We start from the raw sequence: 26807 nt of genomic DNA on the forward strand, positions 1-26807 counted from the left end.
CATGGGGTTAGGAAATAGTGGTAGAGTGAACATTGTCATTACAAATCGGGTACTACGATATTCCTATCACAAAAGTAAATCCGTGGATAGTCTTGTTACTCATGGGGAAATAGAACTGCCTGAAAGAACGATTGAGGATGGCGCAATTACGAATAAACCCGCTCTACTTGAATTAATTAACAAGCTAGTTCAGACACAGAAATGGAAACGAAAAAAGTTATTTTTTTGTGTACCAGATGACACAGTTGTGATACGTCAAATGACTGTTCCTTCTGCTCTCATGGGAAACGAAATAAAAGGGTATGTGGAAACACAAATAGGTAATAGTTTCTATCTTCCATTTAAAAATCCAGCAATTGATATCGAGCTACTAGGTACTGATAAAGATAATCAGAATATCTTGTTATTTGCCTATCCAAAAGACAAGCTTAATGCGTTTATTTCTGTATTTACAGAGGTTGGCTTAAAGCCAGAAGCGGCCGATCTTACTTCATTATCTGTTTATCGATATTATTATTCACAGGAACAAAATAAGGACGATGATGTTCTACTCATACATTGGAACAATGATTTGTTAGTGATAACTGCGTTTAACCAACATAAAGCAATTTTTACAAGATATAGGAAATTAGATACGTTTAATCAGACACTAGATGAGCTCACAGCTAAACAAATTATTGATGAACAAACATTAGAGGTTACCCGAATTATTGATTTTTACCAATATAATATAAGAAACGATAAATCCAGTATTACAAAATTATTGATATCTGGAGACTTCCCTTACTTAAAACAAGTGAAAAATGAACTTCTAAATAAGGTTACCATTACTGTTTCTCTAGTTGACGAAATAAATAAAACCCAAGATACACCTGCAAAATATACAGATGTTCTTGGATTGGCTTTGAAACAAGATACATAGAAAGGGGAGCAAATAATGAATACAGAAATAAACCTTCTAGAAAAACAACCAAATAAATTTGCCCCATTTCTAAAGGTTGGAATTGTTTTTATTATTCTCGCCTTATGTATTTTAGTTTTACTATTAATTCAAAGAAATAATTATCAAGCTCAGATAGAAACGCAGTCAAATAAGCTTGAGCAATTGGAAAGCGCACTCAAGAAACGTCAAGAAAACATAGTGGGTGAACAAAGGCAAAAGCGGTTGAATGCGGACATACAATCAATCAAATTAACAAGTATACCGCACGTAGACGTTTACAAAGCTATTGTTGGATTACTGCCGGAGGCCGAGCACCTGTTTACGTACGAAAGTGCTGATGCAAATCAAATTATCGTTGGAGCTCAATTTAAAACACTTCCCGAAGTTGCTACATATGTTTCTACCCTATTGGAACAGAACTATATTACAGGAACAGAATTAACAAGTGTCAGTCAAATTGAATCTGAATACCAAGCTACTGTAACCGTAAGTATTGATGCTGATATTTTGGTAAAGGAGTTTGATGGCAGTAATGAATAGATCTTTGTCAAAGCAAACTGTGTATCGTATGATTATTCTTATTATCAGTGCAGCCATAATTTATTTCATTTTGTATGCGACATTAATTAAACCAATGAAAACTGAGTTGGAATCAACGAAGAACAGTGTGGCTTTGTTTCAACAACAAGTGGATAAGATCGGCACTCAATCAACTAGTGAAAATAATTCAAGTGATCAAGCAATAGAAACCATTCCAATTGGAGAACGACCTGATGAAATTCTCTTCTCTATTGCGGAAATTGCTTCAAATGCAGGAATTTCTGTAAATCTGATTGAATCGGGTTTAATAAAAGAGAACACGGAATCCATCAAATTACCAGAAGGAATTGAGCAAACTGGATTCACTATTGAAGCCACTTCAACAACCATAGAAAATACAAATGCATTTTTGTCTTCCCTTAAAAATACTAAACGTCTTTTTATTGTGGACAAATTAACAGTAAGCGAATCAGAAAATGAGGTTTCACTTATTGTTTCCTTTCATGCATATCATGCATACCAAACAGATTGAGCAAAAGCGAAGGTGCAGTGACCTTCGCGGTCTGTTTCTAATAGCCCTAGGGAAGTATAAAAATTACTTATTTGTTTCCGGCTTGATGTTTTTAAAAGCTAAATAGGCGGCGATTAGTGCTAATATGGACAGTAAGCTAACTAACCAAGTCATATCCTGTTTCATTAATAATGCGATAGCAGGAGGGCCACCAGCCACACCAACAAAGCGTGCTGAACTGTAGATGGAGGTAATGGTTCCCCTCACTTCTTTTTTGATACTTTCTGTTATCAAAGCATCCATACAAGGTAGTACAGCCCCTATCCCTACCCCACAAATAAGAAAGACAATTATTAAGTAAATAAACTGATCTGAAAAACGCATGGCTACCACCGCACCTCCAGCTACCAAAATTCCAACAAACGTAATCCATTTCATCAAAACTAAATTGTCTTTTATTTTTTTACCAGCTACGAATGAAGCTAAACATAATGCAGCAAGTGGAATAGCAAGATATAATCCTTTTTTAATTCCTTTAAAGTTATAAACCTCTTCCAAAATACTGGAAAGGTAAAAAAGAATTCCAAACAAAATAAACATTAATATAGCACCAATGACAAAAATGGAGAGAAGCCAACGTTTATGCTCCTTAAACACATCTTTCGTATTTTGTTTAAAGTCCTTAAATTTCGGTCCCTTTTGTTCATCTTTCGGTTTTTTAACCAAAAAAAAGATAAGCACTATGGATATCAGACAAAATATAGGAATCGAAAAGAACGGCAAAAACCATATTATACCTGCTAGTACAGCACCAAGAATGGGGCTCAATACTTTTCCAAACGTATTAGAGGTTTCAATGATACCCAACGTAGAACTGATATCTTTATCTTTTTGGAACATATCTCCGACCAGAGGTAACACAATTGGAGCGGTTCCTGAGGCTCCCACGCCCTGAAGAATCCTCCCTATCAGTATATACATAAAAGGATCGCTTGTTTTCCATGAGGCCCATCCAGCTATTAAAGCTCCGAATGCAGCTATAATTAAAGAGGGAATAATGATGTTCTTTCTTCCAAATCGATCGGACAGAAAGCCTGCTATTGGGATAAGAAAAATGCCTACTATCGAATATACGCTAATAATGTAACTGGATTGGAGTTTCGAAATGCCTAGTTCTTGTTCCATAATAGGCAATACAGGAATTAACATAGAATTGCCAAGGGTCATAATTAAAGGTATAGACGCCATTGAAACAATAGCCCACCTTTTTTCATAAACTTCATTGCTTTGTTCAAGCCTATTTTCCATCCATAAGCTTCCTCTCTTATATAGTACATTTTACTATTTACTAAATAGATGTTCTTTATCCTAGGATGGCCAAAAGTGCTATTTCTATGTTCTGGAATAACATGTCTTATCATATGGTTAAGCATAGGAACCAAGGAGGAGATTTAAATGCGTCACTATGCTGTATTACGTTTTTTACTAGCATGTTTTTTCTTATATTTCGCATGGCCAATCATTCCGACTGCAGTAACCTCGGCAGAAGCAATGTTTTGGGGAATGTGGTTGGTTTTATTTTTACTAATCGTTGCATCAAACAGTGCAACAATTTTACAAATTACTGAACCGCCATCTATGGAACAGGAAAGAACGAGGCAACGTCAGAGGCTTTAACATTGAGGTTTGGGCTATTCAACTGTATAATTAACAACAAAATATACACTAGTACAGTTGAAGGTCGGTGGAATAAAGTGGCAACGAAACATGAGCAAATCATTCAACATATAGGAACGTTAACGATTGGCAATAAAATATCAGTTCGGCAAGTGGCGAAAGATCTAAATGTAAGTGAAGGAACCGCATATAGAGCAATTAAAGAAGCAGAAAATCAAGGCTTAGTAAGCACAATTGAGCGTGTTGGAACTATCCGAATTGAACGGAAAAGCAAAGAAAACTTTGAACAATTAACCTTTGCAGAGGTTATTAATATTGTTGATGGACAAGTTTTAGGCGGTGAAACAGGTTTATACAAAACATTGAGTAAATTTGTAATAGGTGCAATGCAGTTGGATGCAATGATGCGCTATACAGAACGGGATTCATTATTAATTGTCGGCAACCGGGTAAAGGCGCATGAACTTGCTTTACAGGAGGGTGCTGCAGTTCTCATTACAGGTGGTTTTGACACTGAAGAACATATTAAACGATTAGCTGATGAAAAAGAGATTCCAATCATGTCAACAAGCTACGATACTTTTACAGTTGCTGCAATGATTAATCGCGCCATTTATGATCAATTGATAAAGAAGGAAATTGTTTTTGTCGATGATATTTTTACAGCCGTTGATGATGCTTATTATTTAGATACCAAAGACAAATTGGAAAAATGGTATACACTTAATGATCAATCCGCGCATTCCAGGTTTCCGGTTGTTGATGGCAAAATGCGAGTTGTGGGGATGGTTACCTCTAAAGATGTCATTGGAAAAGATGGTCAGATCCATGTGGAAAAGGTAATGACGAAAAGTCCTCACGTTGTCCAAACAAAGACCTCATTAGCTTATGTTGCCCATATGATGGTGTGGGAGGGAATCGAGGTTATGCCTGTTGTAGATCAGTCAAATAAATTAAAGGGCGTAGTATCAAGACAAGATGTGTTAAAAGCATTACAACAAATTCAACGGCAGCCACAAGTAGGCGAGACGATAGATGATATAATTGCACGGAATTTAGAGTCGCTTGACGCGGAACAGACCATTTTTCAAACAGACGTAACACCGCAAATGACGAATCAGTTAGGAACATTGTCAAACGGGGTTTTCACTTCATTAATATCAGAGGCAAGCAGTCGACTGTTGTTAAAAGTGAAAAAGGGCGATTTAGTAGTGGAGAATATTACTGTTTATTTTATGCAACCTGTACAAATTGATAGTAAGATCATCATTAAACCAAAACTGCTCGAGGTTGGACGAATCTATGCAAAAATAGATATTGAAGTATTTAATAACAAAAAAATGGTCGGAAAAGGATTACTAATGGCGCAGCTAATTGACCGGTAAACGATAAAGACAAGCTGACTAGTTGTTTGGTCAGCTTGTCTTTTAGTGCTGTAGCGTCTCTCACCGAAGTCATAAGTGAAATCTTCTTTGTGACAAAAAGATCCCATTAGGCTGGTTTTAAGCTTTTATGGGGGTGATCTCTAAGGAACCCTCTTGCGAATAATCACGCAGGATTGTTTGGAAGGCTCATTCGTTTTTCTTTATTCATTATTTAGCCGTTGCCATTCACCTTTATAATGCTTTACTTCTTTGAAGCCACGTGATAGTTGTAGCCCGCTGAGTACTAAAAATAAAATACCTATAAATAAAGAAATCTGTGTTTGATAAAATATGTATTGGTTTATTGCAAAGAAGAAAATGAAACTTCCAAGACAAATTCTGGATTTTGCGTTAAGATATGCTTGGGTTAGGTTATTATCATTTTTCAATATAGCAACTTTATAATACACATAAAGTACAAGTGATAAGGTAATTAGAATTGGAAAAATAATCATGTCATCTACTCCATATGAAGTTTTTTTGGTGAACAATTCCTTTTATTATTGTAGCTTGTTTTATTCAATTTTGCTAGAATAAATGTCCCATACGATAGGAAACGGATGTGAAATATATGAACTTTGAGCAAGTAGTACAAGCAATAGATAAACATGATACGGTCATCATTCATCGCCATGTCCGACCCGATCCTGACGCACTTGGATCTCAAGGTGGATTAATGCATTTGATTAAAGAAACTTATCCTTCCAAAAATGTATACATTGTTGGTTCGGAAGATCCATCTTTAACATTTTTAGTTCAAATGGATACGATTGGTGATGATAGTTACGAGGGAGCCCTTGTCATTGCCTGTGATACGGCTAACGCTGCACGAATCGACGATGATCGGTATGATAAAGGAAAAATGCTAATTAAAATTGATCACCATCCAAATGTGGATAAATATGGTGACATTATGTCTGTTGATACAACAGCGAGTTCAACAAGTGAAATTATTTATGATTTATTTTTATATGCCAAAAAACGTGGATATAAAATGAATGAACAGGCAGCTCGACTTATTTATGGAGGAATCGTTGGTGATACGGGGAGATTTTTATTCCCAAGTACTACAAAAAAGACGTTTCAGTATGCTGCCGAGCTTGTAACCTATAATTTCGATCGTACCACACTATATGATGGTATCTATAATACAAAGGAAACAATAGCCAGGTTGCGTGGATATATCTTGCAGAATTATCAGTTGTCTGAGTCTGGCATGAGTACCATTAAACTAACAAAGTCGATATTAAGTGAGTTTGATGTGAATGTTATGGAGACGGGTCAATTAGTAGGAGTATTAGGAGATGTAGAAGGAATTAAGGCATGGGCATTTTTTATTGAAGAAGATGACATTATCCGTGTTCGCCTCCGCTCTAAAGGACCAGTAATTAATACAATCGCTGCAACGTACAATGGTGGGGGTCATCCAATGGCTGCAGGTGCATCTGTTGATTCATGGAATGAAGTTGAGCAAGTCATTCATGATCTTGATCAGGCGTGTCTTTCATATACTTAATAAAAGGTTCTTTTAATTAGAACCGGGCGTTGCCGCAATATCGTAGTTTATAGATTTTGACACGAAATCTATAAACTGCGACGTAACTAAAAATCATGTTCAGTTCCCTGCGACCGCTGCGGAAAAACACTACGCGCACCTTAGGGCTTGCGCTGAGCCTCCTCGATCGCAAAGATCGCTCTCTGCGGGGTCTCATCGTCTTCGCTTTCCCGCAGGAGTCTCCGTGTTTTTCCTTCGCTAGGGTTGAGCTATAATTCCATAACATTCATCTCTTCACTCTTCAGTGATTGGAGCGAAGGGCAGTCGACTCCTGCGGGAGGAAAGGCATAGGTGAGACCCCGCAGTGCGGAAGCGCGAGGAGACTCACCAGCCGCCCGCGGAAAGCGACTGCCCGCAGCGATAATCACGTTGCTGTTATGTCGCATTTTTTATCAACTTCGGTGGTATGAGAAACAAACTATACGAAAACAGCCTTTAAAAAGCAGCATAATAAAAAAAGAAGTGCTGACACAGCGCTTCTTTCGGTTTATTGAACATTAACTACTTATCCTCTCATGAAGTGGTATAAACCAGCATCCTGAAGGTGTTTCATCACAGTGCACATGTAAGCCATATTTCTGTATATCCCGTTTAATTAATCGGATCAATTCATGTGTTTCAGCAAATGCTGTTCGACCTTCTCTTAACTGGTTAATCTTTTCTTCCTTTATTCGCTTCTGATTCATAATGAACATACGAACCCACTCCTTTCAATTAAAATAGTATATGAATAAAATCATAAATGTGCCTACACTAATTAATTTATTTATCCTTCAATTTCAGCTTCTAATGTTAGTTTTACTGTCTCTGTTATGGAAAGCTTTACTACCGTAAATTTATATGTCATTTCATCAACACGAAAACTTTTATTTTCTACCGTAGACATTAGTAATTGGTCACTTTCCGAGACGATATCTACGTCCTGGCCCACTACATGTGAAATTTCTTCCTTTATGAGTTCCTCGAGCTGGTGTACAATTAATTTGTCCAGTTTTAATTCTTTCTCGTTTATAATACTTATTTGAATGGTTTGAACTGTATTCGATTCCTTTGTTTGTTGATTAAGATCTTCTTTATCCTGGAGTAATGCTTTATTTTGATTTTGTAAGTCAACAACTTCTGATCGGAGGTCTAAATTTTGTTCCAATAATTCTTCATACATGACCCCGTACATGAAAAGAAATATACAGTAAGCTATCACGGCACCAAAAAACATACCAACGAAAAAACGTTGCCAACTCTTACGTTTGTAATAGGAAGGTATATGCATCAGTCTATCTCCTGTTGAATGGCCCAGGAAATCATCAACATAGCTGATTTAACGCCGCCCATGGCAGCTATGATTAATAAGACTTGTTTAAAAATATCGATGGTCGACCCATCAAGCACACCTTTTTCGAAATTTGCAATGGCATCAAACGTACCGCCAATTGCTGCTACGATTGCCCATATCCGTAAGCTTTTTGCAATTCGTGCAATAGACGTAACAGGGGCATCACCTGTCATAAAAGAGCCAATACTACCAATAATAGCGCCTCCAATAATGACTCCGAATGCGATAAAATAACAATGTATGAATGAAGCAAAAAAACGTTCTTCCATAATATACGCTCCCCACAAGGTAGACTACTTTCACTATATGATTAAATTGGACGAGATATGAATTATGCAAGAACAATCAGATTCGTTATAATAAAAAAGAAGGTAATAAAAGGTGGGATGGTATGTCGTTTACGCATTTACAAGTTAAAAGTGGGTATAGTCTAATGGAGAGTACCATTACGATTGATAAGCTTGTAAAAAAAGCTGTTGATCTTAACTTCCATGCGCTAGCATTAACAGATGAACAAGTTTTATATGGCGCTATTCCATTTTATAAAGCATGTAAAAGTCATGGTATAAAACCTATAATAGGAATGAACGTACATGTAATAACAGAAGGTATGGAAGAAACTACGTGTATTTTAATAGCAAAAAATAATCAAGGTTATCAGCAATTAATGAGACTTAGTACGGATATTCAAACGAACGACAACAAGAATATTGAATTTGCTCAACTTAATAAATATACGCAAGACCTTATCGGAATAGTACCAACGAAGAGCCAAGGATTAGTTAGTAGATTTGAAAACCAATCACTTGAGGAAATAAATGATTATCTGGCACATTGGATACAGGTATTTGCAGATGGTGACTTCTATTTAGGAGTTGAAGCGCATGGCAGGGATCAAGATAAAACATTGCATCAAAAAGTTCAAACCTATTCTAATCAAGTGAAAGTTGGGGTAGTTGCAATTAATGATGTTAAATATTTGGATCAAAAAGATGATCAAGCCTATGATTGTTTACAAGCTATTAAAAAGGGGCAACAATGGATCCCTACTACCAATCCTTCTGCTCCCTATCATCACCTAAGATCAACAGAAGAAATGGACACATTATTTGGAGCATTTTGGCCAAAGGTTTTAGAGACAACTAATAAGATTATGGAAAAATGCAATGTAGAGTTAAGTTTCAATGAAAGATTACTCCCGTCCTTTGAAGTGCCGGGAGAAATGGATGCTCATACATATTTAGAGAAACAATGCTGGGACAACTTGGGGGCAAGGTTCACTTGGATTTCAAATGAGATAAAAGATCGGTTAACATATGAATTATCTGTAATCAAGTCCATGGGGTTTAGTGATTATTTTTTAATCGTGTGGGACTTTATCAACTATGCAAAAAGGCAGGATATTGTTGTTGGCCCTGGGCGCGGATCGGCAGCTGGCTCTTTAGTTGCGTATGTCCTGTTAATAACCGATGTGGATCCTATTAAACATCAGTTACTTTTTGAACGTTTTCTCAATCCTGAACGAATCTCGATGCCAGATATAGATATTGATTTTTCAGACAACCGCCGAGATGAAGTTATAGACTATGTACGGGAAAAATACGGAGCTGAACACGTCGCGCAAATTATTACGTTTGGTACATTTGCAGCTCGTTCACTGGTACGCGAGTTAATTAAAACAATAGGAATTGATCAACAAGATGCTTATTTTTTATTGAAAGAAATACCCGTACAGGCTAACAAATCACTGCTTGAGTACATACAAGCTTCAGAAGACTTGAAGAGGTACATTAAACAATCAACGTCCTTAAAAGCATTATTTACGATTGCGTTAAAGTTAGAAGGTTTACCAAGACATGTTTCCACTCATGCTGCTGGAGTAGTAATCGCTGAGAAACAGTTAGTAGAATATGTTCCACTTACTAGGGGGACAAGTCAGACGCTTTTAACGCAATATCCTATGAATGAATTGGAATCTGTAGGGTTATTAAAAATGGATTTCCTGGGTCTGCGAAATCTAACGCTTTTGGAACGTGTCATAAAATCAATTAGACAAACACATAAAAAACAACTGATTCTAGAACAAATACCGGAAAGCGATGAAATGACGTTTAGACTTCTTCAGTTGGGTATGACCGATGGCATATTTCAATTGGAATCGGAAGGAATGAAACAGGTTTTAACAAAACTAAAACCTACATCCTTTGAAGATATCGTTGCGGTGAATGCACTTTATCGCCCAGGTCCAATGGAAAATATACCTGTTTATATAAGCAGAAAACATAATGAGTCACCTATTCACTATCCACATCCAGACTTAGAACCAATACTTAAGAAAACATATGGTGTACTCATTTATCAAGAACAGATTATGCAAATTGCGAGTCGCATTGCTGGTTTCTCACTTGGAAATGCTGACATTCTACGTCGAGCTGTTAGTAAAAAGCAACATGAACTAATGAACAAGCAAAGGGAGGCTTTCCTTGCAGGTTGTTTAAACAATGGTTACGAGGAAGCCGTTGCAATAGAAATTTTCGATTGGATTGTACAATTTTCAAACTATGGATTTAATCGAAGTCATGCTGTAGCATATAGTAAAATTTCGTATCAATTGGCCTATTTAAAAGCACATTACCCAGCCAGTTTTTTTGCTGAGTTACTAAGCGCGAGTGTGAACCAACAAGAAAAAGTGCATCACTATCGAAAAGAAGCAAAAGACTTCAGGCTTGAATTTCTACCGCCAAACATCAATAATAGTTTTGGTAAATATACAGTGGATCATGGACAAATTCGAATGGGACTGCTATCGGTAAAAGGGGTTGGGAATCAGGCAGTTAAAGAAATTATTCGTGCTCGTAAGTCGGGACCATTTAAAAATATTTTTGATTTCTGCTTACGCATTTCTACAAAAATAGTAAACCGTCAGTCGATGGAGCTACTAATAATGGTTGGTGCTTTTGATGATACGTACCGCAACCGAGCAAGCCTTCTAGCCTCAATCGATCATGCAATGGAACAAGGTGAATTATTTCGTGAATTTGCTGATCAACCAAGCTTGTTTCAGGATAAAATGGATTTGGAAGCAACTTATGTAGAAATCGAGGATTTCAGTTTAATGAAAAAACTTGCCGATGAAAAAGAACTAGTCGGAATCTATATTTCAAGTCATCCATTAGCAAGTTATCGCGAGAAACTGAGAATGAATGGCTATCTAACCTTGAATCAGGCCAAAAGGATGGTTGGCAAACGAAACGTAAAAAGCGCTGCTATTATTCAAGCTATGAAAACCATACGAACTAAGCGTGGTGATCCAATGGCATTTATTACTATTGGTGATGAAACAAGTGATATGGAAGGGGTAATCTTTCCAGACGTATTCCGGGATGCAAATAGGTGGCTAGATGAGGAAATCACCGTACTGATCACTGGGAAAATTGAATCACGTAACAATAAAAATCAATGGCTAGTTCAAGAAGTTCATCAATTCAATGAAGAAGACCTTAATGCCAATACAAATCAACAACTTTTTATTAAATTTAATGAACAAAACAGTGAAAATGTATTGGTGACCATGAAAGAAATTGCAATAAAGCATCCTGGGAAAACACCTGTGATCATTCATATGGAAGATAAGAAACAAACGTATCAATTAACAAGTGACTATTTTATGGAACCGAGTAGAGAGTGTTTACGTGAATTAAGAGGATATTTCGGTGAAATGAATGTCGTCTTAAAGAAAGAATAATTGCCTACATCTCAAGACTTTACACAACAATAGCATCTGTTATAATAAAATAACCAAGTGGTCTGACCACTAAATGACAAGCGATACTACTACTATTGCTAAAAGGAGCGAACGAGCCATGTCGAATTTAAGAGACGAAGCACTTCAAATGCATAAATCACATAAAGGTAAATTAACTATACAATCAAAGGTACCTATTCGTAATGCTAGAGATTTGAGCTTAGCTTATTCGCCCGGTGTTGCAGAACCGTGTAAAGAAATACATGATCATAAAGAGAAGGTATATGATTATACAATGAAAGGCAATATGGTTGCGGTTGTCAGTGACGGATCAGCTGTACTCGGCCTTGGAAATATAGGCCCGGAAGCTGCTTTACCGGTTATGGAAGGGAAGTCTGTGTTATTTAAAAGTTTTGCTGGGGTAGATTCCTTTCCAATCTGTCTTGCAACGCATGATATAGAAGAAATCGTACGTACAGTAAAATTAATGGAACCGACATTTGGTGGAGTTAATTTAGAAGATATCGCTGCGCCAAATTGTTTTATTATTGAAGAAAGGCTTAAAAAGGAAACCAATATTCCAATCTTTCACGATGATCAACATGGAACAGCTATTGTTACTGTTGCTGGTTTAATTAATGCCTTAAAGGTTGTTGGCAAATCATTTTCAGATATAAAGGTAGTAGCAAATGGTGCAGGAGCTGCAGGGATAGCTATTATAAAATTACTTCATAGTTTTGGTGTACGCGAAATGATTATGTGTGATTCTAAAGGTGCAATATTTGAGGGGCGACCATATGGAATGAACGACGTAAAAGATGAAGTTGCCAAAATAACGAACAAGGATAATAAAGAAGGTTCTCTTGAAGAAATTCTTGATGGTGCTGATGTCTTTATTGGTGTATCTGTTGGTGGTTTATTATCTAAGAATATGGTTGAGCGTATGAATAAAGATTCAATTATCTTCGCAATGGCTAATCCGGATCCAGAGATAATGCCAGATGATGCAAAAGCAGCTGGTGCTAGAGTGATTGGTACTGGGAGATCCGATTTTCCTAATCAAGTTAATAATGTATTGGCTTTTCCGGGAATTTTCCGTGGGGCGCTCGATGTACGAGCTACACGTATCAATGAAAAAATGAAAATTGCAGCTGCGGAAGCGATTGCATCATTGATAAGTGAAGAAGATCTTAATGAAGATTACGTCATTCCAGCACCATTTGACGGTAGGGTGGCCCCTATTGTAGCAAAAAGTGTTGCACAAGCAGCTATGGAATCTGGCGTTGCAAGAATTGAAGTTGATCCAGAAGCTATTGCGGAAAAAACGAGAAGGTTAACACAAATAGATTCAGAATAGATGGCAAAGGAGGGAGTCACGGTGTGTCCATATCACCTAAACAAAAAGTATACCAAGCCGTATTAAATGAAATTCGCTGGTATATAAGTGAAAATAACTTAAAGCCTGGTGATAAGCTCCCTTCTGAAAGAGATCTAGCAGAGAACTTACAAGCGGGAAGGTCATCTATTAGAGAAGCACTTAGAGCGATGGAGTTACTTGGTTTAATTGAAACACGTAGCGGCCAAGGTACCTTTTTGAGTATTTATAAGCCATACGAAACCGTTGAATTATTGGCTTCCTTTATTTTGCAGGGCAATAAAACGAAGCAGGATTTGACAGTTGCAAAAGTAATAATTGAAAAAGAAATAGCCAAGCTTGCTTTCCATCAACTGACTAAGAATGATATACATGTACTAGAAACGATATTAAAAGACAATCAGAAAGAAAAACATACTCTGTTCTTCCGTTTGTTATTCCAAAGAACAGATAACCATTTATTAACGAAAATTTGGGGCTTAATGGAGGACTTTTCTCTAACGATAAATGAGACTAATTATGATAAAATGTTTTATGAGGATCTTATTGATGTTTATAAAAAACAAAGATATGATGCAATTGAAGCATTATTTAAAAATGTCTAATGTCTGTACATTACTCTAATAAACGAATCCGTATTATGACAATAGAGCCTCATCCGTTTTTTGAAAAGGAGGAGTTACCTTGCTAAAGGATTTTTTCGGCAAGAAAAAGAAGTATGCATCCATTCCAAGTGAACAAGGCAAAATGGATGTACCAGAAGGATTAATGAAAAAGTGTCAAGGATGCCACAAAATATATTATCGTAAAGAAATGAACAAAAATCTAAACGTTTGCCCAAATTGTGGTTTTCACCATCAATTAAATGCTTGGGAGCGAATTGACAGTTTATTTGATGAAGGTTCTTTTCAGGAATGGGATAAAAATTTAATTTCAAATAATCCACTTGGATTTCCTGGTTATGAAGAAAAGTTAGAAAAAGATCGAATTAAAACAGAGCTAAACGAAGCAGTAGTCACCGGAAAAGGTACAATAGATGGACATCCTACAGTTGTTAGTATTATGGATGCCAGATTTCGAATGGGTAGTATGGGATCTGTTGTTGGGGAGAAAATTGCCCGAGCGGTTGAGGAAGCAAGGAAGCAATCATTACCTATTATTATTTTTACTGCTTCTGGCGGAGCTCGGATGCAGGAAGGTGTCCTTAGTTTAATGCAAATGACAAAAACTTCTGTTGCAATCAAACGTTTTAGTGATTCTGGAGGACTACTGTTATCCATCATGACACATCCAACAACTGGTGGTGTCTCTGCAAGTTTTGCATCTATTGGTGATTATAACTTTGCTGAACCTGGTGCGTTAATTGGTTTTGCTGGAAGACGAATTATTGAACAGACCATTCGAGAAAAGTTACCTGACGATTTTCAAACTGCAGAATTTCTTTTAGAACATGGACAACTAGATAAAGTTATTCATAGACAAGATTTGAAGCAAATATTGACCACATTGCTTATCATGCATAAGAAAGGTGGGGATTCCGAGTGAAACAGGTATTAGATTTTGAGAAGCCGATTGTTAATCTTAAAGATAAGATAACAGAATTAAAAAGCTTTACGGAAGATAGTGAGATTGATTTATCTGAGGAAATCAATACACTTGAAAAGCGATTGGAAAAATTAGAAGATGATATTTATACAAATTTAAAACCGTGGAATCGTGTGCAAATGGCACGTCATCAGGAACGTCCAACAACACTAGACTACATTGATGAATTATTTTCAGATTTCATCGAATTTCATGGGGATCGTGCATTTGGTGATGATGCCGCTATTGTAGCTGGAATTGCAAACTATAATGGTAAACCAATTACTGTAATTGGCCACCAACGTGGTAAAGATACGAAGGAGAATATCCATCGTAATTTTGGTATGCCACATCCAGAGGGGTACCGAAAAGCGTTACGCCATATGAAGCAAGCTGATAAGTTCAATCGGCCTATTGTTTGTTTTATCGATACGAAAGGTGCTTTTCCAGGTAAAGCTGCGGAAGAACGTGGGCAAAGTGAAGCAATTGCGCGAAACTTAATGGAAATGGCAGGTCTAAAAGTTCCAATTATTTGTATCGTAATTGGTGAAGGTGGAAGTGGTGGAGCACTTGCTCTTGGTGTTGGAGATCATATTCATATGCTTGAGAACTCTACATATTCAGTGATATCACCTGAAGGAGCAGCCGCACTTTTATGGAAAGATTCCGGACTAGCTCAAAAGGCGGCTGAAACGATGAAAATCACCTCTTATGACTTAAAAGAACTTGGTGTAATTGATGAAATTATTCCAGAAGTAAAAGCTGGGGCTCATCGTGATGTTAAACAACAGGCAGCATATATTCATGATGTTTTGTCAAAGTCCTTATCAGCACTAATTGAAATTGATCAAGAAGAATTACTTGAAAAAAGATGGGAAAAGTATAAACAAATTGGTGACTATGAGGAACTTGAGTTATAGATAAATTAGTTTTCCTGAATGGGGTTGACAGTTGTCAACCTCATCGTTGATTTTTTCACAATATGGATTTTCATGTAAAATATATACGATACATATTCCGAGGAATCATCTAAGTTAAATTCAAAAGCAATTGAGGTGGGTGGTATAATGAGAAAAATAGCCGTTTTAACAAGTGGTGGCGATGCACCTGGGATGAATGCAGCTATTCGAGCTGTTGTAAGAAAATCAATTTACCATGGGGTTGATATATATGGAATAGAAAATGGATTTCAGGGCCTAATGGACGGGAATATTAGGAAAATGGAATTAGGTTCTGTTGGTGATATTATTCAACGTGGTGGAACGATATTATTCTCTGCAAGATGTGAGGAATTTAAAACATCCGAAGGGCAACAAAGAGGAATAGAACAACTAAAAAAACATGGAATTGAAGGGTTAATTGTTATTGGGGGAGATGGCAGCTTCAGAGGCGCACAAAAGTTAACTGAAAGTGGCTTTCCATGTGTAGGAGTCCCAGGAACAATTGATAATGATATTCCTGGTACTGATTTTACTATTGGTTTTGATACGGCACTTAATACAATTATTGAGGCAATTGATAAAATCCGGGATACCGCGACATCACATGAGCGGACATATGTTATCGAAGTGATGGGCCGCGATGCTGGTGATCTTGCTTTATGGGCGGGACTTGCTGATGGTGCAGAAAGTATATTAATTCCTGAGAAGAAAGATGACTTTGAGGCCGTTATTAGTAAATTGAAACGTGGACATGAACGTGGTAAAAAGCATAGCATCATTATTTTAGCTGAGGGAGTTGGTAGTGGGTTTGCCTATGGGAAGCGCATTCAGGAAGCAACAAGTTTAGAAACGCGTGTTACTGTTTTAGGACATATTCAACGTGGAGGTTCACCGACAGCATCTGACCGGGTTTTGGCTAGCCGTCTGGGAGCGAAGGCTGTTGATTTATTACTGGAAGGTAAAGGTGGCAGAGTCGTTGGAATTCAACAAAATCAACTAGTCGACCACGATATCCTAGAAATATTAGATCAAAAACATGCAATAAATTTGGACATGTACAAGTTATCCAATGAGTTGTCGATATAAGATTTTTGCAACACAAAACCAAGGAGGAAATAATAATGAGGAAAACAAAAATCGTCTGTACGATTGGGCCAGCTTCTGAGTCAATTGGAACGTTAGAAAAATTGATCATATCTGGTATGAATGTAGCACGTTTAAATTTTTCACATGGTGATTTCGATGAACACAGACAACGAATTAAAAATATAAAAGAGGCAGCTAAAAAAACAGGGGAAACAGTTGCCATACTTCTCGATACTAAAGGACCGGAAATTAGAACTGGTTCTTTTAAAAATGGTGAAGATGAGATAGTTGAAGGAACTACCGTTAAATTATCGATGAAAGAAATAGAAGGTACAGCCGAACGGTTTTCGATTACCTATCCAGGATTAATCGATGACGTTCATGTGGGGTCTTCCATTTTACTTGATGATGGTTTAATTGAACTTAAAGTTACGGAAATAGACCTTGGCAGCCAGGAAATAATTACTACCGCATTAAACAGTGGAGCAATTAAAAATAAAAAAGGTGTGAACGTACCAAATGTACAGGTGAAATTACCAGGTATAACAGATAAAGATACGAAGGATATTGAGTTTGGAATAGAAGAAGGGGTAGACTTTATTGCAGCTTCCTTTGTTCGCAGGCCTTCTGATGTATTTGAAATTCGGGCATTATTGGAACAACATGATGCAACGCATATTCAAATTATCCCTAAAATTGAAAACAATGAAGGTGTGGAAAATATTGATTCCATTTTAGAAGTTAGTGATGGAATAATGGTTGCACGTGGGGATTTAGGTGTTGAAATCCCTGCAGAAGACGTTCCACTCGTACAAAAACAACTGATTAGTAAATGTAATATTGCAGGCAAACCGGTTATTACAGCTACTCAAATGTTAGATTCTATGCAACGCAATCCAAGACCGACAAGAGCTGAGGCATCAGATGTTGCAAATGCCATTTTTGACGGGACAGATGCTATTATGCTTTCAGGTGAAACAGCAGCCGGGCACTATCCAGTAGAGTCTGTTCAAACGATGAGCAGTATTGCATTAAAAGCAGAAACGGCACTTGATCATAAATTGATTTTGACCAATCGATCTAAAACGGTTGACATGACAATAACGGATGCAATTAGTCAATCTGTTACGCATACAGCGATGAATTTAAATGTAAGTGCAATTATTACCCCTACCGAAAGTGGTCATACTGCACGTATGATTTCTAAATATCGTCCAAAAGCTCCAATTGTGGCTGTTACATTTTCAGATCATGTAAATCGTCAATTGGCATTGGTTTGGGGTGTGCATGCTGCGATGGGTAGCCAGGCTAATTCAACCGATGAAATGCTAGACGTTGCGGTAGAAGAAGGGTTGAAAACAGAATTGTTTGATCGTGGAAGTAGAGTTATCATAACAGCAGGAGTCCCTGTTGGAGAAAGTGGGACAACAAACCTAATGAAAGTACATGTAATAGGAGACGTAATCGCGAAAGCACAGGGAATCGGAAGAAGAAGCGCTTATGGTAGAGCGGTAATTGCTAAAACAGCAGACGATGCTATTTCTAAAGTTTCAGAAGGTGATATCCTAGTAACCTATGGTACAGATCGTGATATGATGTCAGCAATTGAAAAAGCGGGTGGCATTATAACAGAAGAAGGCGGATTAACGTCCCATGCAGCCGTTGTAGGATTGAGCCTTGGAATACCAGTTATTGTTGGTCTCGAAAATGTGTTTGAGCTTATTAATGATGGTGATGATATTACGATTGATTCCACAAAAGGTGATATCTATAAGGGTCATACCAGCGTGTTATAAGATTAAAAGCGAAAGCATACTAGCAATGGGCACTAGATTTGAACGGGCTGACCCAGTTTTATAGAAAGGATGATGACCAATGCGCTGGTTAATAATCGCGCTATTAATTGTCCCAGCAATGGAAATAGGCATTTTCATTTGGGCTGGGGGAATAGTCGGCCCTTGGTGGGTTGTAAGTATTATTATTCTTACTGGAATTGTTGGCGTAATGATAGCTAAAAAACAAGGGGCCGAAACATGGAATCGTGCCAGACTTTCTATGAACAATGGTCAGTTACCAGCTGAAGAAATAATAGATGGTATATGCATTTTCGTTGGAGCGGTATTTCTATTTACGCCCGGATTTATCACGGACACTTTTGGTTTTCTTTTAGTCTTACCAGTAACTCGTAATCCATTTAGAAATTTGATTCGAGCGTTTATTAAGAACCGTTTAAATAACGGTACAATTATCTATCGTAAATAACTCTTGTTTAACCTTTAATAAAGAAAAATAGCTGTTTAAACAAATGTGTTTGGTAACATGCATTCCAGATAATTAAGATAAATGGGCTAATTAATAGGCCCATAACCCCCCACAGATTCAGACCAATGAACATGGTTAGCAGTGTGGCCAGTGGATTCAAACCTATGCTAGCAGATAATAGCTTTGGTTCTATCAGTTGTCTAACAACGATAATTAGCATATATAAAATAGATAATTGAATAGTCATCGAATAATTGGCTGTTATAAACAAATAGCCAATCCATGGAATAAAGATAACTCCTGTTCCAATATAAGGGAGTAAATCTAATAACGCTGCGATAATTGAAATGGTAAGGGCATACTTTACATCTAGTAACGTCAATCCAATATAAATGGATAACGCGGTAATAAATATTAGAATGACTTGGGCCTTAACGAAACCCATTAAGGATGTTTTTATATGTTGTAAAAAGTTCTTGACAGGGGTTCTTTTTAGAAATGGAAAGGTGTTTACCGCCAAGGATTGAAACTTATTCCAGTCTTTTGTGACTAAAAAAGTAGCGAAAAGTGTTACGGTAATTATTGTTAACGAACTAGGCAAAAGGCTTAATGCTTCTGGGATGTTCAATAAAAATCCCTTGATTAAAACTGTTCCTGATGCAGTGATTTGATTTGTGACTTTTTCTATGTTGGTGTTAATCGTTTGTTGCTGGGATGAATTTAATGAATTAAAAAAAGTAGCCAGCTTGTCGTATAATGGCAATATATTAGAATAAAAAAATTCTTCACAAAGTGCCACAAGGTCCTGAAAATGTGCAGGAAGAAGATTAGCTAAGAATGTTGTACCTTGAATAAGTTCATTAACGATGATTGCTATACATAATGCGCTTACTAATAAAAAAATAGAGAGTGCGATAAAAGTAGCTACAAATCTTGGAAACTTTAATTTGTTTTCAAGAAAAGTAACTGATGGATTGAGAATAAAAGCACTTAGAATAGCAATAATAAAAGGATAAAGAAAAAATAATGTGTATTTTACTATCAAAAAAACTGTTACAAGGATTATGACAACAAATAGAAACCGAAGTATACGATCAATATAGTGCAGATACATATATGTCACCCCATGATTATTTTTCACATAAAAGTAGCTTGTCTTATCTTACTTATGATTAAAAAATCAAAAATAGACATTTATTTTATACGTACTTTCTTAAAAAGATTGGTGAAATTAATCGGTTTCAATTCACATTGTTATGATTATACTCTATAATTGTCCATGGGGATGACAATGTTAGTTGTTCGAATATTGTCAAACATAGTCATTATTTGTTAATGTATCCTAATTAAATGTGCAAAACTATAGAAAAAGGAGAGGGATGTTATGACAACAACTAAAGGTCTCGAAGGGGTTGTAGCAACTCAATCATCAATTAGCTCAATTATAGATGATCAACTTACATACGTTGGTTATAGAATTGATGATTTAGCTGAGAATTCGAGTTTTGAGGAAGTAGTTTATCTATTATGGAATCTAAAACTACCAACAAAAACTGAATTAGATTCTTTCAAAGCGGAACTTGCTTCTAATATGGAGCTGCCAGATGCTGTAATTGAACACTTACGTTCCTACAATTTATCAACTGTCCATCCAATGGCTGCATTACGTACAGCAATATCACTACTTGGACTGTATGACGAAGATGCAGATGTAATGGAAGAAGCTGCAAATAAGAAAAAAGCGATACGTTTGCAGGCGAAAATAGCAACAATCGTGACTTCATTTGCTCGTATTCGCCAAGGTAAAGAACCTGTTAAACCTAAAAAAGACTTAGGATTTGCTGCTAACTTCTTATTTATGTTAAATGGTGAAGAAGGGAAAGATATTGAAGTTGAAGCGGTTAACAAAGCGCTTGTTCTTCATGCAGACCATGAGTTAAATGCATCAACATTTACTGCACGTGTATGCGTTGCAACATTATCCGATATTTATTCTGGTGTAACTGCAGCAATCGGTGCTCTAAAAGGCCCGTTGCACGGTGGAGCTAATGAACGTGTTATGAAAATGTTGACTGAAATCGGTGAAGAAGATAACGCCATTCCTTACATTAAAGAAAAAGTAGAACAAAAAGAAAAAATCATGGGTATGGGACATCGTGTTTATGAAAATGGAGATCCTCGTGCGAAACATTTAAAGCACATGTCTAAAGAATTAACTAAAATAACAGGACAGTCGAAATGGTATAACATGTCTGTTAAAATTGAAGATTATATTAAAGAAGAAAAAGGATTACCAGCAAATGTTGATTTCTATTCAGCTTCTGTTTATCACAGCTTAGGAATCGATCACGATTTATTCACACCACTTTTCGCAGTTAGTCGTGTTTCAGGTTGGTTAGCTCACATCTTAGAACAATACTCTAACAACCGCTTGATTCGTCCACGTGCTGAATACATTGGACCAAAAACACAGGACTATGTAGCAATGGAGAACCGCTGAGTAAAGCGAAAGCTTCGTGCTAGAACTTAATTGGTGGCCGGTTTAATAGCCGGCTTTTATCACGTCTTTTATTTAATTAAACGGTTACTTACGCTTTTCTTATATTATGATAAAATAAATAGGTATGAACATAACTAGGAGGTACTTTTTTATGGTACAAGGAGAAAAAATCACAGTTGAAAATGGACAAATGAATGTTCCAGAACGTCCAATCATTCCGTTTATCGAAGGGGATGGAATTGGTCCTGATATTTGGGCTGCAGCAAGCAAAGTAATCGAAGCAGCTGTTGAAAAAGCATATAACGGCACAAAAGGAATTGAGTGGAAAGAAGTTTATGCTGGTCAAAAAGCATTTGACAAAACAGGTGAGTGGTTACCAGCAGACACACTTGATGTAATTCGCGACTACAAAATTGCAATTAAAGGACCGCTAACTACACCAATCGGTGGCGGTATCCGTTCTCTAAACGTAGCACTTCGTCAAGAATTAGACTTGTTCACTTGCTTACGTCCAGTGCGCTATTTTAAGGGTGTTCCCTCACCTGTAAAACGCCCTGAAGATGTTGATATGGTAATTTTCCGTGAAAATACAGAAGATATTTATGCTGGTATTGAATGGCAAAAAGGTACACCTGAAGTAAAAAAGGTTATCGACTTCTTAGAAAATGAAATGGGTGTACATAATATTCGTTTTCCTGAAACATCTGGTATTGGAATTAAGCCAGTATCTGAGGAAGGAACAAAACGCCTAGTTCGCTCCAGTATTGAGTATGCTCTAAATGAAGGTCGTAAAAGTGTTACATTAGTTCATAAAGGTAATATTATGAAATTCACTGAGGGTGCATTTAAAGCATGGGGTTATGAACTTGCTGAAGAAGAATTTGGTGATAAAGTATTCACTTGGGCTGAATATGACCGTATTGTAGAAAAGGATGGAAAAGACGCTGCTAATAAAGCACAAGACGAAGCAATCAAAGCTGGAAAAATTCTAGTGAAAGACTCAATTGCAGATATTTTCCTACAACAAATCTTAACTCGTCCTAATGAGTTTGATGTTGTTGCTACAATGAACTTAAATGGTGATTACGTATCAGATGCTTTGGCAGCACAAGTTGGTGGAATTGGTATTGCACCAGGAGCTAATATTAACTTTGAAACAGGACATGCAATTTTTGAAGCTACACATGGTACTGCACCTAAGTATGCAGGAATGGATAAAGTTAATCCATCATCTGTTATCCTTTCAGCGGTTCTTATGCTTGAACATCTTGAGTGGAGAGAAGCAGCAGATCTAATTTCCAAAGCGATGGATAAAACAATCGCTGCAAAAGTAGTTACGTATGATTTTGCTCGTCTTATGGATGGAGCAACAGAAGTAAAATGTTCAGAGTTCGGTCAAGAACTAATTAAAAACATGAATTAAAAGTAAGGAAGGGGATTTACATGGCTATTAAACGTAATAAAATTTCAGTGATTGGCTCTGGTTTTACTGGAGCCACTACAGCATTAATGATTGCACAAAAAGAACTTGGGGACGTCGTTTTAGTAGATATTCCAAATATGGAAGATCCAACAAAAGGAAAAGCGCTGGATATGCTTGAAGCTAGCCCAATTCAAGGCTTTGACGCAAAAATTACTGGTACAGCTAATTATGAGGATACAAAGGACTCTGATTTAGTTATTATTACAGCAGGTATTGCTCGTAAACCAGGTATGAGTCGTGATGACTTAGTAAATACCAATGCCAAAATCATGAAATCCGTTGCCAAAGAAATTGCTATGTATGCTCCAGAATCTCTTATTGTTGTTTTGTCAAACCCAGTAGATGCAATGACTTATACAGCATTTAAAGAATCTGGATTCCCTAAAGAACGTGTTATTGGTCAATCAGGCGTACTAGATACTGGTCGTTTCCGTACGTTTATTGCACAAGAACTTAATCTTTCTGTGAAAGACATTACAGGATTTGTTCTTGGTGGACATGGAGACGATATGGTTCCGTTAATCCGTTATTCTTATGCTGGTGGTATTCCACTAGAAAAACTTATTTCTAAAGAACGCTTAAATGCAATTGTGGAGCGTACACGTAAAGGTGGCGGCGAGATTGTAGGGCTACTAGGTAATGGTAGTGCATATTACGCGCCTGCAGCTTCCTTAACTGTAATGGCTGAAGCAATCCTTAAAGATCAACGTCGCGTGATCCCAGCAATCGCTTACCTTGAAGGCGAATATGGTTATTCTGACATTTACCTTGGCGTACCAACCGTAATTGGTGGAAAGGGAATTGAAGAAATCATTGAACTAGATTTAGCAGATGATGAAAAAGCTGCTTTGGATAAATCAGCTGAATCCGTTAAGAATGTACTAAACGTTTTACAATAAGTCACGAAAAACTTCTCCTCGCTTTGTAGTGAGGGGGAGTTTTTATATACAACTCTGACCGTGTCGTTTTATATATCTCTCATCCGTCTCTTCTGGCTCGCAAAGTATTTAATTTTTTCAATAGATAATGAGACGTATATTTGATATAATAGTAAACGCTTACATATTTTTGGGGGTGGGAATAGTGCTCGGAAAAAGAAGAAAACTCGGTAAGAAGATAAATGATTTACAGGTTGGGGATTCCTATACTGCAGTGCAAAGTATAGAAGATAAAGATTTACTATTATATTTAGGTCTAACAAATGATGCTAATCCATTATATATCCAACATGATTATGCATCACAGACACCTTATAAACAACCGATAGTTCCATCGGTAATGCTTTTTGGCATGGTATCATCTATTATCTCCATGCATTTGCCAGGACCTGGAAGTCACATTATTTCACAGGAAATAACTTATCCGAGACCAGCTTTTCACAGTTCGGATGTAACATTTACGATTGAAATTACAGCTATTAATAACGATGAACATTACATTTCACTATCAGTTGAAGGCTATAATCTAGATGGAGATTCGGTCATAACTGGGGAAATAAAGGTGTGTCCAGCATATAAATCAAACTCCATTACTGCAAGCTCGTTGGAAAATTTCTTTTAGATTACGATCAGAGAAACTATCACTTTCTGCTATTTAGTGGTAGTTTCTTCTTTTAATCGCACATAATTGTAAATTTTTTTTAACAAGTTTTTGTATTCACTTCTTGCTGAGTTCCATGTACTATATAGGAAACGGATAGTAATGGTATCAATTCATTTGTATGAGGGGACGGGTCGTTATGAAGCAAAAAGTACTTATCGTAGATGATGAAGTTTCAATTGTTACGTTACTTACATATAACATGGAGCAGGCAGGGTACGAGACCGATTATGCTTACGATGGGCTTGAAGCGATTAAAAAAGCAAGAAGTACTCATTTTGATTTAATTATATTGGATTTAATGCTGCCAGAAATGGATGGCATGGAAGTATGTAAATATCTTCGGAAAAATCGACTTGATACACCTATTTTAATGTTAACAGCTAAAGATGAGGAGATTGATAAAATTCTTGGACTTGAGCTCGGCGCTGATGACTATCTAACAAAACCGTTTAGCCCAAAAGAGGTCGTAGCTAGAACAAAAGCTATCATCAGACGGTCTGGTACATCCCGAAAATCAATGCATTCTTCTTATAAAATTGGTGAATTGATTATTTATCCCGAGCGATATGAAGCGGAACTAAAAGGCGAAATTGTAACCTTTACCCGAAAAGAATTTGAATTATTACATTATTTAGCTGATCATTTAGGGAACGTATTATCCAGAGATCAATTGTTAAGTGCTGTGTGGAATTATGATTTTGCTGGAGATACGAGAATTGTTGATGTACATGTTAGTCATTTAAGGGAAAAGATTGAGCCAGATTCAAAACATCCAAGCTATATAAAAACGATTCGAGGATTAGGTTATAAAATGGAGGAGCCGAAATAATGCGTTATATATTTAAGAAACCTCTTTTCACATATGTAATTGGAATTTTAGTATTGGTTTTACTGACGGGGGTAGTAATTAGTCAGTTAACATCTGAATATATTATATTATTTTCTGTGTTGCTTGTTGAATTTGTTATTTTAGTTCTCATATTACTTCATGTCTTTGAAAAATACATGAAACCTATAAAAAAGGCTACAAAAACGGTAGATGAGTTAGTAAGAGGGAATTATCGTGCGCGAATTCATCATACTTCAAATGGAAGCGTTGCTGAGCTAAACAACAAAATCAATATTTTAGCACGAAACCTAAGCGAGCTTACGATCCAAGAAGATATTCATGAAAAGCAATTAGCTACTGTTATTGATAATACGGAAAGTGGTCTAGTATTAATTGATGAAAAAGGATATATACATTTAGTAAACAGAAAGTTCATTTCCATGTTTGGAAACTCTACAAAAGATTACAATGGACATCTATATTATGATGTGTTAGATAATGAGAAAATACATCGTTTAGTCCAACAAACCTTTCTTTATGAAGAAAATATGAAGGAATCGTTTACCCAAATTATTGATTTTAATAAAAAGTATTTACAGATAATTGGAGCTCCAATTTTTAACGAGAAGAATGTACTAAAAGGTGCTGTTCTAGTATTTTATGATATTACTGAATTAAAGAAACTAGAATTGATGCGAAAGGATTTCGTTGCAAATGTCTCCCACGAATTAAAAACACCAATAACTTCTATCAAAGGATTTGCCGAAACACTTCTTGAAAATAAAGAAGATAATCCAGAAATGCTAGACAAATTTCATAAAATTATTTTTGATGAAAGTGAACGCTTGCAATTATTAATTCATGATTTATTAACAATATCCAAATTAGAGAAAAACGAGTTTAAGTTACTAGTTACGGATTTTGAAATAGCTAAGGTTGTGGATGAAGTAGTAGCTGTGATGAGTCAGCAGCTAGAAATGAATATGCTGAATCTGGTAGTGAATGTAGAAGACAATATAACGATAAAGGCTGATTATGAACAAATTAAGCAAGTGTTAATAAATCTGTTTGCTAACGCAGTAAGTTATACACCTGAGAACGGAGAAATTACATTAGTAGTTGAATTAACTGATGAGTATATGCATATATCTGTTACGGATACAGGCATAGGAATCGATAAAGATGCCATTCCAAGGGTGTTTGAACGTTTCTATCGGGTCGATAAAGCGAGGAGCAGGAATACAGGTGGTACTGGTTTAGGTTTAGCTATTGTGAAACATATTGTAGAAGTGCATGATGGTAAAATCAGAGTAGATAGCGAATTAAATGAGGGTTCAACTTTCCATGTATATATACCAACAAATCTAAAGTAAGCTCACTGGTCAACATCATTGACAATGAATGATGTTGACCAGTT

Annotated in this window: 26 protein-coding genes; 20 read left to right on the top strand and 6 right to left on the bottom strand. The window is 36.6% G+C overall.

Features of this window, described 5'->3' with window-relative positions:
- The first annotated feature begins 1 nt into the window (after window position 1).
- Genes pilM through AC3G7N_RS04585 form a run of 3 tightly spaced genes read left to right on the top strand, consistent with a single transcriptional unit; the run spans window position 2 to window position 2015 of the window.
- Complete coding sequence (gene pilM, locus AC3G7N_RS04575; protein ID WP_489420965.1) at window positions 2–922, top strand: type IV pilus biogenesis protein PilM; 921 nt, start codon at window positions 2–4, stop codon at window positions 920–922.
- 15 nt (window positions 923–937) lie between these two features.
- Window positions 938–1483, top strand: a complete 546-nt coding sequence (locus tag AC3G7N_RS04580) for a hypothetical protein (protein ID WP_489420966.1) — start codon at window positions 938–940, stop codon at window positions 1481–1483.
- The gene (locus AC3G7N_RS04585) at window positions 1476–2015 is read left to right on the top strand and encodes a hypothetical protein (protein ID WP_489420967.1); all 540 of its coding nucleotides are present in this window, start codon (window positions 1476–1478) and stop codon (window positions 2013–2015) included. The genes AC3G7N_RS04580 and AC3G7N_RS04585 overlap by 8 nt, the downstream gene beginning before the upstream one ends.
- Before the next feature lie 63 nt (window positions 2016–2078).
- Here AC3G7N_RS04585 and AC3G7N_RS04590 read toward each other — a convergent pair whose 3' ends face one another.
- A complete protein-coding gene (locus tag AC3G7N_RS04590) occupies window positions 2079–3302 on the bottom strand; it encodes an MFS transporter (protein ID WP_489420968.1) in 1224 nt (407 codons plus the stop codon).
- Window positions 3303–3449: 147 nt separating this feature from the next.
- Here AC3G7N_RS04590 and AC3G7N_RS04595 point away from each other — a divergent pair, with 147 nt between their 5' ends.
- Both AC3G7N_RS04595 and AC3G7N_RS04600 read left to right on the top strand, forming a co-directional pair.
- On the top strand, window positions 3450–3671 hold the full coding sequence (locus AC3G7N_RS04595) for a hypothetical protein (RefSeq protein WP_489420969.1): 222 nt from the start codon (window positions 3450–3452) through the stop codon (window positions 3669–3671).
- 77 nt (window positions 3672–3748) lie between these two features.
- The gene (locus AC3G7N_RS04600; protein WP_489420970.1) at window positions 3749–5056 is read left to right on the top strand and encodes a DRTGG domain-containing protein; all 1308 of its coding nucleotides are present in this window, start codon (window positions 3749–3751) and stop codon (window positions 5054–5056) included.
- A 200-nt stretch (window positions 5057–5256) separates the two neighbouring features.
- On the opposite strand, the gene AC3G7N_RS04605 is transcribed toward AC3G7N_RS04600, so the two are convergent.
- Complete coding sequence (locus AC3G7N_RS04605; RefSeq protein WP_489421082.1) at window positions 5257–5550, bottom strand: YtpI family protein; 294 nt, start codon at window positions 5548–5550, stop codon at window positions 5257–5259.
- Between the two features lie 116 nt (window positions 5551–5666).
- On the opposite strand from AC3G7N_RS04605, the gene AC3G7N_RS04610 reads away from it, so the two are divergent.
- The gene (locus AC3G7N_RS04610) at window positions 5667–6611 is read left to right on the top strand and encodes a DHH family phosphoesterase (protein ID WP_489420971.1); all 945 of its coding nucleotides are present in this window, start codon (window positions 5667–5669) and stop codon (window positions 6609–6611) included.
- A gap of 536 nt (window positions 6612–7147) precedes the next feature.
- On the opposite strand, the gene AC3G7N_RS04615 is transcribed toward AC3G7N_RS04610, so the two are convergent.
- From AC3G7N_RS04615 to ytrH, 3 genes are all read right to left on the bottom strand, one after another.
- Entirely contained in the window at window positions 7148–7345 is a 198-nt protein-coding gene (locus AC3G7N_RS04615) for a YtzJ family protein (protein ID WP_489420972.1), read from the bottom strand.
- Between the two features lie 71 nt (window positions 7346–7416).
- Entirely contained in the window at window positions 7417–7920 is a 504-nt protein-coding gene (ytrI, locus tag AC3G7N_RS04620) for a sporulation membrane protein YtrI (protein ID WP_489420973.1), read from the bottom strand.
- A complete protein-coding gene (gene ytrH, locus AC3G7N_RS04625) occupies window positions 7920–8252 on the bottom strand; it encodes a sporulation membrane protein YtrH (RefSeq protein WP_489420974.1) in 333 nt (110 codons plus the stop codon). Before ytrH ends, ytrI begins: the two co-directional genes overlap by 1 nt.
- A 122-nt stretch (window positions 8253–8374) precedes the next feature.
- On the opposite strand from ytrH, the gene dnaE reads away from it, so the two are divergent.
- The 8 genes from dnaE (at window position 8375) to AC3G7N_RS04665 (ending at window position 18976) form a co-directional block, all read left to right on the top strand.
- Window positions 8375–11728 carry a DNA polymerase III subunit alpha gene (dnaE, locus tag AC3G7N_RS04630; protein WP_489420975.1) on the top strand — a complete coding sequence of 1118 codons (3354 nt, stop codon included), beginning with the start codon at window positions 8375–8377 and terminating at the stop codon, window positions 11726–11728.
- 118 nt (window positions 11729–11846) lie between these two features.
- Window positions 11847–13085, top strand: coding sequence for an NADP-dependent malic enzyme (gene ystJ, locus AC3G7N_RS04635; protein WP_489420976.1), 1239 nt, complete (start codon window positions 11847–11849; stop codon window positions 13083–13085).
- Window positions 13086–13108: 23 nt separating this feature from the next.
- Window positions 13109–13708, top strand: coding sequence for a FadR/GntR family transcriptional regulator (locus AC3G7N_RS04640; protein ID WP_489420977.1), 600 nt, complete (start codon window positions 13109–13111; stop codon window positions 13706–13708).
- Between the two features lie 79 nt (window positions 13709–13787).
- On the top strand, window positions 13788–14648 hold the full coding sequence (gene accD, locus AC3G7N_RS04645; RefSeq protein ID WP_489420978.1) for an acetyl-CoA carboxylase, carboxyltransferase subunit beta: 861 nt from the start codon (window positions 13788–13790) through the stop codon (window positions 14646–14648).
- Complete coding sequence (gene accA / locus AC3G7N_RS04650) at window positions 14645–15607, top strand: acetyl-CoA carboxylase carboxyl transferase subunit alpha (protein ID WP_489420979.1); 963 nt, start codon at window positions 14645–14647, stop codon at window positions 15605–15607. Before accD ends, accA begins: the two co-directional genes overlap by 4 nt.
- Window positions 15608–15754: 147 nt before the next feature.
- Complete coding sequence (gene pfkA, locus AC3G7N_RS04655) at window positions 15755–16714, top strand: 6-phosphofructokinase (RefSeq protein WP_489420980.1); 960 nt, start codon at window positions 15755–15757, stop codon at window positions 16712–16714.
- Between the two features lie 35 nt (window positions 16715–16749).
- Window positions 16750–18510 (top strand): pyruvate kinase, encoded by a 1761-nt coding sequence (pyk, locus tag AC3G7N_RS04660; protein WP_489420981.1) that lies wholly within the window; start codon window positions 16750–16752, stop codon window positions 18508–18510.
- A gap of 79 nt (window positions 18511–18589) precedes the next feature.
- Entirely contained in the window at window positions 18590–18976 is a 387-nt protein-coding gene (locus AC3G7N_RS04665; protein ID WP_489420982.1) for an FxsA family protein, read from the top strand.
- A gap of 7 nt (window positions 18977–18983) precedes the next feature.
- Here AC3G7N_RS04665 and ytvI read toward each other — a convergent pair whose 3' ends face one another.
- Entirely contained in the window at window positions 18984–20090 is a 1107-nt protein-coding gene (ytvI, locus tag AC3G7N_RS04670; RefSeq protein ID WP_489420983.1) for a sporulation integral membrane protein YtvI, read from the bottom strand.
- A gap of 270 nt (window positions 20091–20360) precedes the next feature.
- Here ytvI and citZ point away from each other — a divergent pair, with 270 nt between their 5' ends.
- The 6 genes from citZ to pnpS all read left to right on the top strand — a co-directional run bounded on the left by citZ (window position 20361) and on the right by pnpS (window position 26763).
- The gene (citZ, locus tag AC3G7N_RS04675; protein WP_489420984.1) at window positions 20361–21476 is read left to right on the top strand and encodes a citrate synthase; all 1116 of its coding nucleotides are present in this window, start codon (window positions 20361–20363) and stop codon (window positions 21474–21476) included.
- Window positions 21477–21627: 151 nt separating this feature from the next.
- The gene (icd, locus tag AC3G7N_RS04680) at window positions 21628–22899 is read left to right on the top strand and encodes an NADP-dependent isocitrate dehydrogenase (protein ID WP_489420985.1); all 1272 of its coding nucleotides are present in this window, start codon (window positions 21628–21630) and stop codon (window positions 22897–22899) included.
- 20 nt (window positions 22900–22919) lie between these two features.
- On the top strand, window positions 22920–23858 hold the full coding sequence (gene mdh, locus AC3G7N_RS04685; protein ID WP_489420986.1) for a malate dehydrogenase: 939 nt from the start codon (window positions 22920–22922) through the stop codon (window positions 23856–23858).
- Window positions 23859–24042: 184 nt separating this feature from the next.
- Complete coding sequence (locus AC3G7N_RS04690; protein ID WP_489420987.1) at window positions 24043–24519, top strand: hotdog family protein; 477 nt, start codon at window positions 24043–24045, stop codon at window positions 24517–24519.
- Between the two features lie 178 nt (window positions 24520–24697).
- Window positions 24698–25390 (top strand): response regulator transcription factor, encoded by a 693-nt coding sequence (locus tag AC3G7N_RS04695; RefSeq protein ID WP_489420988.1) that lies wholly within the window; start codon window positions 24698–24700, stop codon window positions 25388–25390.
- The gene (gene pnpS, locus AC3G7N_RS04700) at window positions 25390–26763 is read left to right on the top strand and encodes a two-component system histidine kinase PnpS (RefSeq protein WP_489420989.1); all 1374 of its coding nucleotides are present in this window, start codon (window positions 25390–25392) and stop codon (window positions 26761–26763) included. Before AC3G7N_RS04695 ends, pnpS begins: the two co-directional genes overlap by 1 nt.
- Window positions 26764–26807: the final 44 nt, after the last annotated feature.

This window comes from Virgibacillus carmonensis, assembly GCF_057836705.1.

Coding starts and splice junctions, on each gene's coding strand:
- AC3G7N_RS04595 (WP_489420969.1), top strand. CDS start 3,450: ATGCGTCACTATGCTGTATTACGTTTTTTACTAGCATGTTTTTTCTTA.
- AC3G7N_RS04580 (WP_489420966.1), top strand. CDS start 938: ATGAATACAGAAATAAACCTTCTAGAAAAACAACCAAATAAATTTGCC.
- ytrI (WP_489420973.1), bottom strand. CDS start 7,920: ATGCATATACCTTCCTATTACAAACGTAAGAGTTGGCAACGTTTTTTC.
- AC3G7N_RS04590 (WP_489420968.1), bottom strand. CDS start 3,302: ATGGAAAATAGGCTTGAACAAAGCAATGAAGTTTATGAAAAAAGGTGG.
- dnaE (WP_489420975.1), top strand. CDS start 8,375: ATGTCGTTTACGCATTTACAAGTTAAAAGTGGGTATAGTCTAATGGAG.
- AC3G7N_RS04695 (WP_489420988.1), top strand. CDS start 24,698: ATGAAGCAAAAAGTACTTATCGTAGATGATGAAGTTTCAATTGTTACG.
- AC3G7N_RS04610 (WP_489420971.1), top strand. CDS start 5,667: ATGAACTTTGAGCAAGTAGTACAAGCAATAGATAAACATGATACGGTC.
- ytvI (WP_489420983.1), bottom strand. CDS start 20,090: ATGTATCTGCACTATATTGATCGTATACTTCGGTTTCTATTTGTTGTC.
- pfkA (WP_489420980.1), top strand. CDS start 15,755: ATGAGAAAAATAGCCGTTTTAACAAGTGGTGGCGATGCACCTGGGATG.
- citZ (WP_489420984.1), top strand. CDS start 20,361: ATGACAACAACTAAAGGTCTCGAAGGGGTTGTAGCAACTCAATCATCA.
- ytrH (WP_489420974.1), bottom strand. CDS start 8,252: ATGGAAGAACGTTTTTTTGCTTCATTCATACATTGTTATTTTATCGCA.
- pyk (WP_489420981.1), top strand. CDS start 16,750: ATGAGGAAAACAAAAATCGTCTGTACGATTGGGCCAGCTTCTGAGTCA.
- AC3G7N_RS04605 (WP_489421082.1), bottom strand. CDS start 5,550: ATGATTATTTTTCCAATTCTAATTACCTTATCACTTGTACTTTATGTG.
- AC3G7N_RS04585 (WP_489420967.1), top strand. CDS start 1,476: ATGAATAGATCTTTGTCAAAGCAAACTGTGTATCGTATGATTATTCTT.
- icd (WP_489420985.1), top strand. CDS start 21,628: ATGGTACAAGGAGAAAAAATCACAGTTGAAAATGGACAAATGAATGTT.
- mdh (WP_489420986.1), top strand. CDS start 22,920: ATGGCTATTAAACGTAATAAAATTTCAGTGATTGGCTCTGGTTTTACT.
- ystJ (WP_489420976.1), top strand. CDS start 11,847: ATGTCGAATTTAAGAGACGAAGCACTTCAAATGCATAAATCACATAAA.
- pilM (WP_489420965.1), top strand. CDS start 2: ATGGGGTTAGGAAATAGTGGTAGAGTGAACATTGTCATTACAAATCGG.
- AC3G7N_RS04665 (WP_489420982.1), top strand. CDS start 18,590: ATGCGCTGGTTAATAATCGCGCTATTAATTGTCCCAGCAATGGAAATA.
- pnpS (WP_489420989.1), top strand. CDS start 25,390: ATGCGTTATATATTTAAGAAACCTCTTTTCACATATGTAATTGGAATT.
- AC3G7N_RS04615 (WP_489420972.1), bottom strand. CDS start 7,345: ATGTTCATTATGAATCAGAAGCGAATAAAGGAAGAAAAGATTAACCAG.